Raw genomic sequence first — 15,538 nt, forward strand, 5'->3', positions numbered from 1 at the left:
GTCGCGTCTCCCCCGCATATGGCCGAAAATCATGCTATGTCGGCTGATGTATTCCCGCCACCCATACGCCGCGTAATGTCAGGTCATCGTTTAAATGTGCGAAATTGGCGCAGGCGCCTTTGCTGACTTGCCCGATCTTGTTCCCCTTGCCGATCAGTTTCGCCGGGATTGACGTGGCCATCGCCAGCGCGTGATCCAAGGGCAGGCCAACAGTTTGCACCATGTTTCTGATTGCATCGCTCAGTTCCAAATGAGCACCGGCCAATGTGCCATCGTCCAGTGTCAATCGGCTGCCGTCCCGGGATATGCGGCGGTCGTTCAAGGTGAACTGTGAAATTTCAGAACCTGCCGTGGCCATGGCATCGCTGACCAGAAAGATGCCTCCTGGGCCTGCCTTAGCGGCCATGGCTGCCGCGATGGTTTGTGGGTGCACATGGACCAGATCAGCAATCAAGCCTGCGGACAAATCCCCCAGGCGGAGCGCGGCGCCTACAAGACCTGGTTCCCGGCTTTCCAATTGTCGCATCGCGTTGAACAGATGGGTGACGCAGCGGGCACCGGCATCTGCGGCGCGTTGACAGTCGGCAAAGGCGGCATCGCTATGGCCAAGTGCGATCAGGATACCTGCCTGGGACAGTTGTCTGATCTGATCAGGTGTAACGCTTTCCGGGGCGATAGTTAGCTTAAGGATTGGCAGCCGCGACGCGGCACTGATCAGAATATCCAAATCAGCTTGCTCCATCGGGTGGATCAGGGCCTCATCATGGGCGCCCTTGCGTGCGATTGACAGATGCGGGCCTTCCAGATGCAGCCCTTCAATACCCGCAATGCCTGCCTCAACCGCCGATATTGCGGCATCAATGGCGGCCTTGGTTCGTTCGGTGGTGTCAGTGATCAATGTCGGCAGAATGGAGGTGGCGCCAATTTGGGCATGGGCTTTGGCAATGGTTTCCAACGTTTCAACGGATTGGTCGCTGTTAAACATCAATCCGCCACCGCCATTTACTTGCAAATCCACAAATCCGGGGGCGAAAATTCCGCCGCCCAAATCCTGCACCTGCGCATCAGCCGGAATGTCGGGCGTTGGCACAAGCCCCACGACGTGTTCATCGCGCACCAGAACCGCGTGATCATGATGGGTTTGTACGCCATCAAATACGGCGGCACCGGTCAACGCTTTCAGTGTCGCGCTCATATTGTTTCCGTTACTTTTTTCAGGTGGCGCGGGGCATCCGGGTTCGTGCCTTGCGACATCGCGAAACGTTCGATCATGGCATAGAAGGACACAATCAGGCACAGCGGGTCCGTCAGTGGATGATCGGTCCGTATGTGGGGGATGGTATGTGCTGATCTCGGCATCTGTGATGTGATGAAGACTTGCGCTCCCATGTCAGATACCTGATCTGCAATCTGAACCAACCCCTTTTCGGCAGCATCACCTGCGGCGAAGCACAACACCGGGAACCCTTCGTCGACGATAGAGACCGGGCCATGCAAAACCTCGGCAGAGGAGTAGCTTTCGGCATGAATTTGGCAGGTTTCCTTGAATTTCAATGCGGCCTCGTTTGAGATTGCCCAAGCGGGGCCACGGCCAAGCGTAAACAAGGATCGTTCCTGATTGAGCGCGGCGCGCACGTCTGGCCAGTTTATGGCCGCGGCTTTTTGCAACGCTTCGGGTAGCGTGTGAATGGCGTTGATCAGGGAGTCATCCTGCGCCCATTTTGCGAGCAACATCAGACCCGCAACAGCAGAAGTGACGAATGTTTTGGTTGCCGCGACACTTCGTTCGGGGCCTGCGCAGATGTCCAGCGCGTGATGGCTGGCTTCGGACAATGGTGAGGTGAGGTCGTTTGTCAGCGCGATTTGCAAGGCGCCGTCACGCCGTGCCGCGCGCGCCATTTCGACGATATCTGGGCTTTGTCCTGATTGGGATACAGCAATGCTGGCGGCCCCGGATAAACGCAGCGGGGCGCGGTAAATCGAGGCGATGGATGGGCCAACCGATGCCACTGGCAGGCCCAATTCCAGCTCTGTCGCATATTTCAAATATGTGCAGGCGTGATCAGAAGAGCCGCGCGCGATGGAAATGACGATCATCGGGTCCAGTTCCCTCAGCGCGTTTGCTGCGAGCTCGATATTCTTCGCGCCGTGGATCAGCAGCCGTTCCACGGCGGCGGGTATTTCATCAATTTCCTTGCGCATTTGGCTGGATGAGTGGGTCATGAGGTTTCCTGGTTTTCGGTCAGGCGCAGTTCGGCCACGAATTCGTAGGCGTCGCCGCGGTATATTGATCTTGTAAGCTCGATGACGCGACCACTTGCCAAGCGCGACAAGCGTTCAATGCGCAACCCTGCCGACCCGGGTTCCACGCAAAGCAAGTCCGCATCAGAAGTGCCTAGGTTGATGGCGGAAATTTTTTGAATGGCGCGCACCGGGCGATTGCCATCCGCATCCAGCAATTCGTAGAGAGATGTTTCCACCAACAACGGGTTGGGCAAGATATCCAACGGCAAAGAGGCCCGTTCGATCGCCAATGGTCGATCACCTGCCGTACGCAATCGGGCTATCCGGGCAACCGAATCGTCAGCGGACAAGGACAGCGACACGATTTCATCCGGGGAGGGCATGAAAACACCCCTCTCCAGCCAGCGTGCCTCTGAGATATAGCCGCGGCGGTTCATATCCTCGGTAAAGGATGTCAGAACAGACAGGGACTGTTCCATGCGCGGCCCCTGAGCAGTGACAAAATTGCCGGACCCCTGGCGCTGTACGATGATTCCTTTGCCGACCAAATCCTGCATCGCCTTGCGAACAGTGACGCGCGACAGGCCGGTCAAGGTGGCAATTTCGCGTTCTGCGGGCAAGGGGGCGTCTGGGGTTAGAATCTTGGCGTTAATCGCGTCTTGAATGCGTTGGCGCAACCTGACGTAACGCGGGCCGGTGCCATCATCCAGCCATTGATCGGGCTTCAGGAAATTTGCGACGCTCATGACCAATTGTCCCGTTTGAAATCAGCGAGATGGCGCACTGTCCGCACGACATTGCGAGTGATCCAATCCCACGGCAAGGTGGTCGATAATGATCTTGGGTTATTCAAATTCATAAGATACCAATACAATACCTATACAGATAAATAAAGCAGAATTTCACCAAACTTCCCTGATTTATCGACAGAAGGGCGTAAAATACATGCATTGGTCAAAAATGGTAGACAAATGGTTTCTAATAGGTATTGTATGTGAAACGGAGGAATCGTATGGCTGCCGCACATACAGAAGCATTGCATTCACAATCACAGGGGCTTGATGCGCGTTCGGGCGCAGAGATCCTTGACTGTTTGCTTCAGGGGCAGCGGGATGTGCTTGGCGCGATTGAGGGTGCCCTGCCAAATATTGAAAAAGCCGCCACAGAAATGGCCGAAGCGATCCGAAAGGGCGGCCGGTTGATATATGCGGCAGCGGGGTCTTCTGCATTGATGTCGCTGGCAGATGCGGCAGAACTGGGCGGGACATTTGGATTGCTGCCATCGCAGGTTCAGATTTTCATGGCTGGAGGGCTGCCTGTTGATGCCCATCTGCCGGGCGATGTCGAAGATGATCAGGTCGAGGCGGAAGTGGCGGCAGGTACTGTGAGCTCTGCCGATGTGGTGATTGCCGTCACCGCGTCGGGGACGACGGCTTATCCCGTGGCCTTTGCCCGGGTTGCGCGGTCACGTGGTGCGCGGGTGATTTGCATCGCGAATAACGATGGCGCAGCGATCTTTGAATATGCGGATGTGTCGATCTGTGTGCAGACGCCGCCCGAGGTTATAGCAGGATCAACGCGATTGGGGGCAGGGACCGCACAGAAGGTTGTGTTGAACATGATGTCCACGCTGATGGGCATCCGTTTGGGTCATGTACATGATGGGCAGATGGTCAACTTGATCGCTGACAATGACAAATTGCGCGGGCGTGCCCGGGGCATGGTCAGCGCCATCGCTGGCGTGGCCGATAGCGAAGCCGCCCGTTGTCTGGAGATCGCAGAAGGTGCCGTAAAGCCAGCCATCATTTTGGCGGCAGGGGCGAGAGGGTTGGATCACGCAACGGAAATTTTGCACGCATCCAAAGGAAATCTGCGCGCGGCGTTAGAGAGTTTGCGCGCGAAGGCGAACCAACAGAATTGAAAGGGAGACTGAAATGAAACCAAAAACCACACTGGCACTGGCGCTGATGACGACAACAATAGGGGCGTCAGCCGCTTTGGCCGAAACCACGATCACAATTGAGAGCTGGCGCAATGATGACCTCGCGCTTTGGCAGGACAAGATAATCCCAGCATTTGAAGCAGAGCATCCTGATATCAAGGTTCAATTCACACCTTCGGCGCCTGCCGAATACAATGCGGTGCTGAATTCAAAGCTGGATGCAGGGTCTGCCGGTGACCTGATCACATGCCGCCCGTTTGACGCATCGCTGGCGCTCTATGACGCCGGTCACCTGACCGATCTGGATGATATGGCTGCGATGTCCAACTTCTCTGACGTGGCAAAATCTGCCTGGCAAACTGATGATGGGTCGGCCAGTTTCTGCGTGCCAATGGCGTCGGTCATTCATGGGTTTATCTACAACAAGGACGCCTTTGTTGAACTGGGCATTGACGTGCCAGAGACCGAAGCAGAGTTTTTCGCAGCACTTGAGGCGATCAAGCAAGATGGCACCTACATCCCAATGGCGATGGGCACCAATGACCAATGGGAAGCCGCGACCATGGGCTATAACAACATCGGTCCGAACTATTGGAAAGGTGAAGAGGGTCGTCTGGCGCTGATTGCAGGGGAACAGAAACTGACCGACGAGCAATGGGTTGCACCGTACCGGGCACTGGCCAAATGGGGTGGCTATCTGGGCGATGGGTTTGAGGCGCAAACCTACCCTGACAGCCAAAACATCTTTACCCTTGGTCGTGCGGCTGTTTATCCGGCGGGCAGCTGGGAAATCTCTGGCTTCAACGCCTTGGCAGATTTCGAAATGGGGGCGTTCAAGCCACCGGTTCAGAACGCGGGTGATACGTGCTATATCTCTGACCACACGGATATCGGCATTGGCATGAACGCCGCTTCTGAGAACCCAGAGGCTGCGCGGACATTCCTGGCCTGGGTTGCCTCGCCAGAATTTGCCTCGATATTTGGCAATGCGCTGCCGGGGTTCTTCCCATTGTCCAACACACCGGTTGAGATGGAAGATCCGCTAGCGAAGGAGTTTGTCAGCTGGCGCGGAGAGTGTGAATCGACTATCCGATCCACCTATCAGATTTTGTCTCGCGGCACGCCGAACCTCGAGAATGATACCTGGGGCGCATCCGTCGCCGCGATCAAAGGCGCCGAGAACGCAGAAGATCTGGGGGCCAAACTGCAAGACGGATTGGCAAGCTGGTACGCACCTCACCAATAAGCACGATCTGCCGGGCGGGCCCGACCTGCCCGGCACACACTCAGGGGGACAGACATGACTTCGGCCACCGCTTCTAAACGCATTCGCTGGCACATCCTGGTTTTTCTGGCACCTGCTGTGCTGGTTTATACGGCGATCATGATCTTCCCGCTGTTCAATACATTGCGCCTGGCGCTTTACACAGAGGTTGATCATGCCCGTGTGTTCACAGGCCTCGACAATTTTCGCACGTTGTTTGGCGACCCGCGTTGGTCAGAAAGTTTCTGGAACGCGTTAGGCAACAACTTCTGGTTTTTCTTTATCCATATGCTGGTTCAAAACCCGATTGGCGTCGCGCTTGCGGCCATTCTGAGCCACCCGAGACTGCGTTTTGCGGCCTTGTATCGGTCTGCAATTTTCATCCCGACGATCCTGTCTTTTGTGATTGTGGGCTTTGCGTGGAAACTGATCCTCAGCCCGATCTGGGGCATCGCGCCAGATATGCTGAACGCGGTCGGATTGAAGTTTTTATATGCGCCTTGGCTGGGGAAAGAAGAATACGCGCTGACGACGCTTGCCTTGGTATCCGTATGGCAATTCGTGGGCATCCCGATGATGCTGATCTACGCGGCGCTTCTGTCCATTCCTGAAGAAGTTCTGGAAGCCGGCGAGGTTGACGGCATCACCGGCATGTCTGCGTTCTGGAAGATCAAGTTGCCGCTGATTTTGCCGTCGATCGGGATTATCTCTATCCTGACATTTGTCGGCAATTTCAACGCGTTCGATCTGATCTACGCCGCGCAGGGGGCGCTGGCGGGACCGGACTATTCCACCGATATTCTGGGCACGTTTATGTACCGCACCTTCTTTGGCTTCCAGTTGCAGTTGGGTGATCCGCATATGGGGTCTGCTATCGCGACGGCCATGTTCGTGATCATTCTGATCGGTGTGTGCCTGTATCTGTTTGGCATCCAGACGCGCATGCGTCGGTATCAGTTCTGAGGGTTATGACAATGAACAAAGCCCGCAGAAACCCGTTCAACATCTTCGCCAGTCACGCGATTTTGCTGACCTATACGTTGATCGCATTGTTCCCGGTCTTCGTGATCCTGATCAACAGCTTCAAGACCCGGCGGGCGATCTTTCGGGAGCCGTTGGCCCTGCCAGATGCTGACAGCTTTTCATTAATTGGCTATCAGACAGTGATGAAGCAGGGGGATTTTTTCCTCTATTTCCAAAACTCGATGATCGTCACTGTGGCCTCTCTGTTTTTCGTACTTTTGTTCGGATCGATGGCGGCGTTTGCCTTGGCGGAGTACCGGTTTAAGGGCAACACGCTGATGGGGCTCTATCTGGCGCTGGGCATTATGATCCCGATCCGGATCGGAACCGTCGCAATACTGGAACTAATGGTGTCTACGGGGTTGGTGAATACGCTGATGGCGCTGATCCTTGTCTATACGGCACAGGGATTGCCGTTGGCGGTGTTCATCTTGTCTGAGTTTATGCGGCAGGTCAGTGATGATCTGAAAAACGCGGGCCGGATAGATGGGCTGTCGGAATACACGATCTTTTTCCGACTGGTACTGCCGCTGGTACGGCCAGCCATGGCGACGGTTGCGGTGTTTAACATGATCCCGATTTGGAATGATCTGTGGTTTCCGCTGATCCTGGCCCCGGCGGAGGAAACGAAAACGCTGACTCTGGGGAGCCAGGTCTTTATCGGGCAGTTTGTGACCGACTGGAACGCGGTTCTGTCGGCGCTGTCGATGGCGATCCTGCCGGTGATGGCGCTTTACGTCGTCTTTTCGCGCCAATTGATCCGTGGGATAACCTCTGGAGCAGTGAAATGACCCGTGTTCTGATCGCAGGTCTGGGCAATATGGGGCTGTCCCATGCGTTGGCGCATCACCACCACGCGGATGCAGAGATTGTGGGTCTGGTCAATCGGTCTGGCCGTATTGAGGATGGGGATCTGCAATCATATCCGATTTACACTGATTTTCACGAAGCGCTGTCAGAGGCCAAACCTGATCTGGTGGTGATCGCCACCTATTCCGATAGCCACGCCGATTTTTCCTGCGCGGCGATGGATGCGGGCGCGCATGTTTTTGTGGAAAAGCCATTGGCAACAACGGTTTCTGACGCAAAACGCGTGGTCGCCAAGGCAGTTGAGACCGACCGTAAGCTGGTTGTGGGCTATATCCTGCGCCATCATCCCAGTTGGGTGCGCCTGATTGCAGAGGCGCGCGGGCTTGGCGGGCCATTTGTGTTTCGTCTGAACCTGAACCAGCAATCCGATGGCCCGACATGGGAGGTTCACAAGGCGCTGATGCAGACCACATCACCGATCGTCGATTGTGGGGTGCATTATGTTGATGTCATGTGCCAGATCACCGATGCAAGGCCGGTCCGGGTGCATGGCATGGGCGTGCGCCTGTCCGATGAAATTGCACCTGACATGTATAATTACGGCCAGTTTCAGGTGGTGTTCGACGATGGTTCCGTCGGTTGGTACGAGGCCGGCTGGGGACCGATGATGTCGGAAACCGCCTTTTTCGTAAAAGACATCGTCAGCCCGAACGGTGCCGTGTCCATCAACGATGGCAACAAGGGCGCCTCTGACGATGTGGATGGTCACACAAAGGTCGGCGGCATTCTGGTTCACCGACCTGATGGTGACGAGTTGATAGAGATGGCAGGCGAACCCGGTCATCAGGAACTGTGTGACCGGGAGCAGGCCTTTATGCTGTCTGCCATTGAAAATGATACGGACCTGACGCGCCATATGCAGGATGCGGTGCAAAGCCTTGCGATCTGTCTGGCCGCGGATGAAAGCATTCGCACCGGTCGCGTAATAACCCTTGAGGAACAAGACAAATGACTGCGCTGCAATTGAACAACGTTTGCAAATCCTTCGGTCCTGTCGAAGTGTTGAAGAATATCGACCTGACGGTGGAGCAGGGAGAGTTTGTGGTCTTTGTCGGGCCGTCGGGCTGCGGAAAATCCACATTGTTACGCGTGATAGCAGGGTTGGAGGATGCGACATCGGGCTCGATCGAGATTGAAGGGCAGGGCGTAAATGACGTGCCGCCCGCCAAACGCGGGATCGCGATGGTGTTTCAATCCTACGCGCTTTACCCGCATCTAAGTGTTCGCGACAACATGGCACTGGCCCTGAAACAGGAAAAGCAGCCCAAGGACGAAATCACCCGGCGGGTCGATGTCGCCAGTCAGATGCTGTCGCTTCAGGACTATCTGGATCGCCGACCTGCCGAACTGTCGGGCGGTCAGCGTCAGCGTGTGGCCATCGGCCGGGCCATTGTCAGAGAGCCAAAGCTGTTTTTGTTTGATGAGCCATTGTCAAACCTCGACGCGGCTTTACGGATGAACACGCGCATAGAAATTGCCCGTCTGCACCGGGCTTTGGCGGCCTCTATGATCTATGTGACCCATGATCAAACAGAGGCGATGACGCTGGCGGATAAAATTGTCGTGTTGCGTGATGGGCGTGTCGAACAGGTCGGCTCTCCCATGGAGCTTTATAACAATCCAGCCAACCAGTTTGTCGCGGGGTTTCTTGGCGCGCCTTCGATGAACTTTATTCCGGCGGACAAGCTGGGGGGGCAACCCGATACAGTTGTGGGCATCCGCCCCGAACATCTGGAACTTGCCCAAGAGGGCCGGATCGGCGGGCAAGTGACCCATGTCGAAAAACTGGGCGGCGATACGAACGTGTTGGTGGATATCGGCAATGATAACCCGGTGACCGTGCGTTTGTTTGGTCAACACGCTGTCGAGCCGGATACGGATATCCAACTGGATTTCAACGATGCGGATAGTTTCCTATTTAATGCATCGGGGCAGAGGTTGAGCAAGAATTAGGTCAGTTTGGCCTTGCCGATGTGACGAAATAAAACCTGTGATTTCAGCGCTTATCTCGCCTCAATCTCTTGCAGTTGGCGCACAAAGTGATCGGGTTTACGCAGCGCCCCGATGGCATATCGGCAAAGCTGGCCGGCCATCAGATCACGACCATCATCCTGCAAGTGGGCAAGCAGACGCGTGAGATACGGCGGATAGCGGCGGCGGTTGCGCAATAGCTTGTTGACCAATTGATCGGTCAGGCGGTCCCGCCCGGCAGCCTCGATCATCAGATCGAGAATTCGCATATCATGAAATGTGCGCCCCAGATGAGGGCCCAGATGCCGACAACGGTGGCGACTGATATGCGGGCCCTGAAACAGGCTGGCATGCATGGAATCGAACTCTTCATCAGGATCGTAAAAGATGAAAGCACGGCTTGCCCCACCGATCATGTCGGGGGCATAGCCGTAGCGATCAGTAAAGCTGGTTTTCCGCATCCCGAAAAATCGTGTGTCCCATTCCGTAATACGCGGATCAAGCGTGGCCTGGGGGGACAGCAAAATGACCGTGGATCCGGGTGCCGCAACGGAAAAAGCGGCGGCGGCATAGGCCCCCATGCCTTCGCCATAAAACACAACCTGATCGAACTCTTCGAAAAACCCGTCATCAATCAGACGGTCGAAATAGGCATAGACCGCAGGGTCACGATACCATTGGTGCCGATGTGCCAGAAGGCACAGCGATGACCATCCGGTGGCCTGTGAAATTTCAAACCCAAGCGGTGTGCCATGGGTAGATCGGGACTTGAGCGGTCGAATGGTTTCAAATGTCACCAACAGCGTTTCACCCCTGTCCAGCAACATTGCGGTGTGATTTTCACTGAGTTGTTCGAAATATCCTTCGCGTTCGGCGAAATCTTCCAGCCCGTGAATCCAATCGGCATGGGGAAGGCCGGACAGATCCGGCATGGATGAGATTTGCGAACTTAGCATAAAATGCACACTTTCTACACACACATGCGGGGGCGACCCCGCCGCAGACCAAATTGCGGCATTTTTGTGGGTGTATCAAGAATTGTGCCTTATTTTGGCCATAGTTTTCAACAGTGATCCACCAATTGGCCTTCTGTCGCCAAAGCGGACGCAATAGTGTTCACCCCGTCAAGCCCCAGCATTTTAGGAAGCTAAGTTTGTGGAATCGAGGACAGGCGCTTGTCCCGGGTAAAGCTGACAACCTTGCCGAAAGACGCCTCTGGTGCGTAAATCAGGCCATTTTCATGCAATTTATCAAAGATATCGCGCGTCGCCTCGGTGCCAATTTTCTGCGGATGTAGCTCTATCGTTATGGCTCGCAAGGGGGCGGGTTCCAAAAGCTCGATCAAGTCCGCTTCGCCGCCCTCAATATCGCAGATCAGGTAAGTGATGTGCAGGTCGTTTATCAGGGCGTTGATGTCAACAACATCGGATGTGATGGTCGTGACGGGTTTTGCCCCGGCATCAGCATCAAGCGATGAGGCCAGAACATTTTTCCTGATGTGAAACGGCACGGAGCGCAGCGTATCGGGACCGGCGACCGCTTGGACGACACGGGCATTCATTGCATTATTCAACTGATGAACTTCGGCGATGTAATCGGCCAATGCAGGGTTCGGTTCCAGCGTTGTGACAGACTGCACCGGCGACTTCACCGACAGTAGGGTGGACAGAAACCCCAAACCCCCGCCCAGTTCAAGCACGTGATCCTGCGCATCTGCAAGCGCGATGACGGCCCGGTGTTCCCACCGTTCAAATCTGTTTTCGCGCAATGCTGTCCGGCTGTGATCAGGGATAATCTCCGGGCGGTTCGGAAATTGCAAACCCCTCGACCAGATGTAATCTTGCGCAGATTCCAACGCCATGTTCAGCCCCGTTTGACCATGGCTGTCATGATGCCCATCGTAACAAGAGCGCCACCGCCAATGCGGCCGCTGAGGGTCGCGAAACCAGGTGTTAGCAACCGATGGCGTGCTTGATCTGCCAAAGTCAGATACCCGAGCGTATTAACGAAGGCGAGGCCAACAAAGGTGGCAATCATGAGTGAAAACTGAGGGATCAGAGGTGCATTCACGTTTAGGAACTGAGGCACGAATGCGATAAAGAATGTAATGCTTTTTGGGTTCAGCGCCGTCACCAGCGCGGCGTGCCAAAACATTCTGGATGCGGGCTTGTCAGGCGACCGATCAGCCTCTGGCAAGACCGGGGGGCTACGCCACAGATTGATTCCGAGCCAGACCAAATAAACTGCACCGATCCACTTCAGGACCGTGAACAAAGTTGCAGACGCCAAAACCAGCGCCCCAAGACCCAGAAGAGAGGCCGTCATGGCAACCAAGTCGCCGAGCGCGACCCCTAGTGCCACTGACAACGCCGCCCGCCGTCCCTGACTGATGGCATAGGAAACCGTCAACACCACAGTTGGGCCCGGGATAATCAGCAAGACTATCGAAGCGGCGGCAAAGGCCAACCAGGTTTCCAGCAACATCGCATTCTCCTTTTCCGGGACAAAGCCTGAAAGGGGGATCGCTGTCAATCATTGTACCACTTTGCGAAACTTCTGATAAAAGTCCCGTCAATCTGGCTGAAACAGGTTGCGGTCCGCAGAAGGAACGCGACAAATGCCGATAGTGGTTACAGGCCGCTCATCGATTGGAACTCGATATGTCGACATATGACGATATTCCTGAAACCGCTTTGCGCTGGCACCGGCAAGGCAAGGGCGCTGTTCTGGCCACGGTCACCCGCACCTGGGGGTCTGCCCCGCGACCGGTTGGCAGCCAATTGGCGATCAGTGGTCAGGGTGATATTTCGGGATCTGTTTCCGGCGGGTGCGTAGAGGGTGCGGTTGTTGTGGAGGCATTGGACGCCCTAGCGGACGAGCGGCAAAAACTGCTGGAATTTGGTGTTTCCGATGAGGATGCCTTTGCCGTTGGGTTGGCTTGTGGGGGCACGATAAACATTTTGCTGGAGCCGGTGGGGCCTGTGCTGACAGAACAGGTATTGCAGAAAATTGTGGAGGGGAAATCGGCGCGTCAGTCCTTTGCCTATCTGGTGGACACGGTGTCAGGGGCCAGAGCTGTTGCGACTACTGAACAGGACCCGCGCGTGGCGCGATGCATCGAAAATGGGATTTCTGGGTTTGAAGGGGACACATTTATCGCACTTTATCAGGCGCCGTTGCGACTGGTGATTGTTGGCGCGGTGCATATTGCGCAGTATCTTGTGCCCTTGGCGCGTCAAACCGGGTTTGAGGTGACGTTGGTTGACCCCCGACCGGTTTTTGCCGAGGGAGAGAGGTTTACCGACATCGACGTTCAAGATGGCTGGCCTGACCAGGTTTTATCGGATTTGGGACTGGAGGCACGCAGTGCCGTGGTGACCCTGACCCATGACGCCAAACTTGATGATCCAGCCTTGCGTGTCGCTCTTTCATCTCGGGCGTTTTACATCGGCAGCTTGGGATCGCGCCGAACCCATGCCAAACGGATCGACAGATTGCAGGCCGAAGGGTTTGATGCGGCGGATCTGGATCGCATTCACGGCCCGGTCGGACTGTCAATTGGCGCCAAATCCCCAGCAGAAATCGCCGTGTCGATCATGGCTGAAATTGTTGCGACCCTCAGAATGAGCTCCACGCAAGTTGCAGGTGAAAAATGCAGTTGATCGCAGATATCTGGGCCAGCCTTCGGCGGATGCCGCTGTGGGTGCAGTTGTGGATGTGGATGGTTCTTGTGCCGGTCAATATTCTGCCGATTGTCGAAGTGTTGCGCCCCGGTGGATTGCTGATTGCGGCGTTGTCCATCGGGGGATTATTGCCCAATCTTTATCTGCTGATCCGGGATCGTGGGTTTTCCAAGCTGATGGCGTTGTCGCATCTGATTTTGTGGACGCCGCTCTGTCTGATCCTGATCCGACGTGGAACAGACATGCCGGAAACTATGAGCGTGATCCTGTGGACGGTTCTGGTCGTTGATATGATCTCGCTGGGATTTGACGTTCCCGATTTTGCGAGATGGCTACGCGGTCAGCGCGATATTGCCTGAGCGATGATGCAGGCCTCGGGGCCGAACCCGCCAATGAAAAAGCCCGCGAAAATTTCGCGGGCTTGATATCATGTTACCGAAAAAAGTCAGCGGCTGATCGGACCGATCATCATGATCATCTGACGACCTTCCATCTTGGGCATGTTTTCAACCTTGCCAATTTCCGTGGTGTCTTCGGCCACACGCTCCAGCAATTCGCGCCCCAATTCCTGGTGCGCCATCTCACGGCCACGGAACCGCAAAGAGATTTTTACCTTGTCGCCGTTTTCCAGAAACTTGCGCACGCTGCGCAGCTTGACCTCATAGTCATGAGTATCGGTGTTGGGGCGGAACTTGATTTCCTTGACCTCGATGGTCTTTTGCTTTTTGCGCGCTTCGGCCTCGCGTTTTTGCTGTTCATACTTGAACTTGCCATAGTCCATCACTTTGCAGACCGGAGGATTGGCATTCGGGCTGATTTCAACCAGATCAAGACCGGCCTCTTCGGCCAGTTGCATCCCGCGCGCGGGGGGGACGACGCCGACGTTCTCTCCGTCAGCTCCGATTAGCCGGATTTCTGGTCCGCGGATGTTGTCGTTAATCCGGGGGCCAGTGTCACGCACCGGCGGGGCGTTATGGGGTCTGCGGGCTATAGCTTTGTTCCTTTAGCAGTTTCTGCATGTGCGCGCGAAAATAGACGGCGGATGTGGGGCTTTCAACCCGCTATCGACCGAAGAATGAGCAAACAGCCGCCAAGTTCCCCTTTAATCCCTTTTATTCCGGGTGCAGTTCTGCCAAGAGGCCGAAGAATACGCTCTTAATCCAGAGGAAGACGGATATGAACAGAACTTTGCTTATCGCCATTTTGATCGCCGCAGTCGGTGTGGGTGGATATTTCTATTACGATTCGAAGCAGGCTGCTGAAGAAGCCGCTGCTGCTGCGCAGGCTGAAGCTGAAGCTGCCGCCGCTGCAGAGGCAGAGGCTGCTGCCGCCGCAGAAGCCGAAGCTGCCGTCGCCGCCGCTGCTGCTGAACTGGAAGCTGCTGCCGCTGCTGCTGCCGCCGAGGCAGAAGCCGCCGCCGCTGCTGCCGAAGAGGCCGCTGCAGAAGCTGTTGAGGCCGCAGAAGAAGCAGTGGAAGAAGCCGTTGAAGATGTGGTTGAGGAAGCAGCTGATGCTGCCGCCGATGCGCTGGAAGGCGCGGTTGAGGCGATCACCGAGTAAACGGTTCCTGATATCGAACCACAACGCCGCGCGGGACATTTTGCGCGGCGTTTTCGTATCTGGATGTAAAACTATAAAGTCAAGACGCGATGGTCCCGGCTTTGATCATTTTTCGATCAAGGTGTCAGACCCCTTCGCCGACAAAGGCCTTTTCGATCACAAACTGTTCCGGATGAGAATTTGCGCCCTCTTTCAGGCCCGCTTCTTCCAGAATTTCCTTGATGTCGTTGTTGAATGCCAAAGATCCACAGACCATGCCGCGGTCGGTTTCAGGGTTCAGCGGCGGAACACCCAGATCCTCAAACAGCCGACCGGATTTGATCAGGTCGGTGATCCGACCCATTTTTGGGCTCTGTTCGCGGGTTGTGGTTGGGTAATAGTGGATCTTATCCAGATTTTCCTGACCCAACAGCTCGATCATCATCTCATCTGATTTCAGATCTTCGATCAGTTTGCGGCCATATTCCAGTTCTCCGACCTCTCGGCAGGTATGGGTGATGATGACCTCGTCATAATCCTCATAGGTCTGCGGTTCACGCAGCAAAGACGCAAAGGGCGCAAATCCGGTGCCGGTGGAAAAGAAATAGATGCGTTTGCCAGGCAACAGCGCGTCATGAACCAGCGTGCCAACCGGTTTCGGGCGTAGAATAATCTCGTCGCCGGGTTTGATGTGCTGAAGTTTTGAGGTCAGAGGCCCATCGGGCACTTTGATCGAATAGAACTCCAGCTCTTCGTCCCAGGCTGGGCTGGCAATGGAATAGGCACGTAACAAAGGGCGGCCATTGTCGCCCATCAGGCCGATCATCACAAATTCGCCAGAGCGGAAACGCAGGGATTGCGGGCGTGTCACGCGGAAGGAAAACAGACGATCCGTCCAGTGTTTCACTTCGGTCACCTTCTGCGCATCTGGCAGGGTTGGGACGGCTTTGGCGGTTGCGGTCTGATCCATGGTTACTTGCTTGTTCATTGCCTTTAGCGGGG

At 55.4% G+C, this 15,538-nt stretch carries 17 protein-coding genes; 9 read left to right on the top strand and 8 right to left on the bottom strand.

Going from position 1 to position 15,538, the window contains the following annotated elements; translation table 11 throughout:
- Window positions 1-34: 34 nt before the first annotated feature.
- The 3 genes from nagA to AC2D8P_RS03965 are packed head-to-tail and all read right to left on the bottom strand — an operon-like array spanning window position 35 to window position 2,990.
- Window positions 35-1,195, bottom strand: coding sequence for an N-acetylglucosamine-6-phosphate deacetylase (gene nagA, locus AC2D8P_RS03955; protein WP_484700681.1), 1,161 nt, complete (start codon window positions 1,193-1,195; stop codon window positions 35-37).
- A complete protein-coding gene (locus AC2D8P_RS03960) occupies window positions 1,192-2,223 on the bottom strand; it encodes an SIS domain-containing protein (RefSeq protein WP_484700683.1) in 1,032 nt (343 codons plus the stop codon). The genes nagA and AC2D8P_RS03960 overlap by 4 nt, the downstream gene beginning before the upstream one ends.
- Entirely contained in the window at window positions 2,220-2,990 is a 771-nt protein-coding gene (locus AC2D8P_RS03965; protein WP_484700685.1) for a GntR family transcriptional regulator, read from the bottom strand. The genes AC2D8P_RS03960 and AC2D8P_RS03965 overlap by 4 nt, the downstream gene beginning before the upstream one ends.
- A 266-nt stretch (window positions 2,991-3,256) precedes the next feature.
- Between AC2D8P_RS03965 and AC2D8P_RS03970 the strand changes: the two genes are divergently transcribed.
- The 6 genes from AC2D8P_RS03970 to AC2D8P_RS03995 are packed head-to-tail and all read left to right on the top strand — an operon-like array spanning window position 3,257 to window position 9,296.
- The gene (locus tag AC2D8P_RS03970; RefSeq protein WP_484700687.1) at window positions 3,257-4,165 is read left to right on the top strand and encodes an N-acetylmuramic acid 6-phosphate etherase; all 909 of its coding nucleotides are present in this window, start codon (window positions 3,257-3,259) and stop codon (window positions 4,163-4,165) included.
- Window positions 4,166-4,178: 13 nt separating this feature from the next.
- On the top strand, window positions 4,179-5,432 hold the full coding sequence (locus tag AC2D8P_RS03975) for an ABC transporter substrate-binding protein (RefSeq protein ID WP_484700689.1): 1,254 nt from the start codon (window positions 4,179-4,181) through the stop codon (window positions 5,430-5,432).
- A 54-nt stretch (window positions 5,433-5,486) separates the two neighbouring features.
- Window positions 5,487-6,413 carry a carbohydrate ABC transporter permease gene (locus AC2D8P_RS03980; protein ID WP_484700691.1) on the top strand — a complete coding sequence of 309 codons (927 nt, stop codon included), beginning with the start codon at window positions 5,487-5,489 and terminating at the stop codon, window positions 6,411-6,413.
- 11 nt (window positions 6,414-6,424) lie between these two features.
- Entirely contained in the window at window positions 6,425-7,264 is an 840-nt protein-coding gene (locus tag AC2D8P_RS03985) for a carbohydrate ABC transporter permease (RefSeq protein WP_484700693.1), read from the top strand.
- Entirely contained in the window at window positions 7,261-8,295 is a 1,035-nt protein-coding gene (locus tag AC2D8P_RS03990) for a Gfo/Idh/MocA family protein (RefSeq protein WP_484700695.1), read from the top strand. The genes AC2D8P_RS03985 and AC2D8P_RS03990 overlap by 4 nt, the downstream gene beginning before the upstream one ends.
- A complete protein-coding gene (locus AC2D8P_RS03995) occupies window positions 8,292-9,296 on the top strand; it encodes an ABC transporter ATP-binding protein (RefSeq protein WP_484700697.1) in 1,005 nt (334 codons plus the stop codon). Before AC2D8P_RS03990 ends, AC2D8P_RS03995 begins: the two co-directional genes overlap by 4 nt.
- A gap of 50 nt (window positions 9,297-9,346) precedes the next feature.
- Here the strand turns inward: AC2D8P_RS03995 and AC2D8P_RS04000 are convergent, their stop codons facing one another.
- From AC2D8P_RS04000 to AC2D8P_RS04010, 3 genes are all read right to left on the bottom strand, one after another.
- Window positions 9,347-10,270, bottom strand: a complete 924-nt coding sequence (locus tag AC2D8P_RS04000; protein ID WP_484700698.1) for a phosphoadenosine phosphosulfate reductase — start codon at window positions 10,268-10,270, stop codon at window positions 9,347-9,349.
- Between the two features lie 191 nt (window positions 10,271-10,461).
- A complete protein-coding gene (locus AC2D8P_RS04005; protein ID WP_484700699.1) occupies window positions 10,462-11,175 on the bottom strand; it encodes an FkbM family methyltransferase in 714 nt (237 codons plus the stop codon).
- 2 nt (window positions 11,176-11,177) lie between these two features.
- Entirely contained in the window at window positions 11,178-11,798 is a 621-nt protein-coding gene (locus tag AC2D8P_RS04010; protein ID WP_484700701.1) for a LysE family translocator, read from the bottom strand.
- Between the two features lie 176 nt (window positions 11,799-11,974).
- Here AC2D8P_RS04010 and AC2D8P_RS04015 point away from each other — a divergent pair, with 176 nt between their 5' ends.
- Window positions 11,975-12,976, top strand: coding sequence for an XdhC family protein (locus tag AC2D8P_RS04015; RefSeq protein WP_484700703.1), 1,002 nt, complete (start codon window positions 11,975-11,977; stop codon window positions 12,974-12,976).
- A complete protein-coding gene (locus tag AC2D8P_RS04020; RefSeq protein WP_484700705.1) occupies window positions 12,967-13,356 on the top strand; it encodes a hypothetical protein in 390 nt (129 codons plus the stop codon). Before AC2D8P_RS04015 ends, AC2D8P_RS04020 begins: the two co-directional genes overlap by 10 nt.
- Window positions 13,357-13,442: 86 nt before the next feature.
- On the opposite strand, the gene infC is transcribed toward AC2D8P_RS04020, so the two are convergent.
- Window positions 13,443-13,958, bottom strand: coding sequence for a translation initiation factor IF-3 (gene infC / locus AC2D8P_RS04025; RefSeq protein WP_484700707.1), 516 nt, complete (start codon window positions 13,956-13,958; stop codon window positions 13,443-13,445).
- 215 nt (window positions 13,959-14,173) lie between these two features.
- Between infC and AC2D8P_RS04030 the strand changes: the two genes are divergently transcribed.
- Entirely contained in the window at window positions 14,174-14,557 is a 384-nt protein-coding gene (locus AC2D8P_RS04030) for a hypothetical protein (RefSeq protein ID WP_484700709.1), read from the top strand.
- Between the two features lie 124 nt (window positions 14,558-14,681).
- Here the strand turns inward: AC2D8P_RS04030 and AC2D8P_RS04035 are convergent, their stop codons facing one another.
- Window positions 14,682-15,524 carry a ferredoxin--NADP reductase gene (locus AC2D8P_RS04035; RefSeq protein WP_484700711.1) on the bottom strand — a complete coding sequence of 281 codons (843 nt, stop codon included), beginning with the start codon at window positions 15,522-15,524 and terminating at the stop codon, window positions 14,682-14,684.
- Between the last annotated feature and the right edge of the window lie 14 nt (window positions 15,525-15,538).

Source organism: Roseovarius sp. YIN77 (assembly GCF_057219155.1).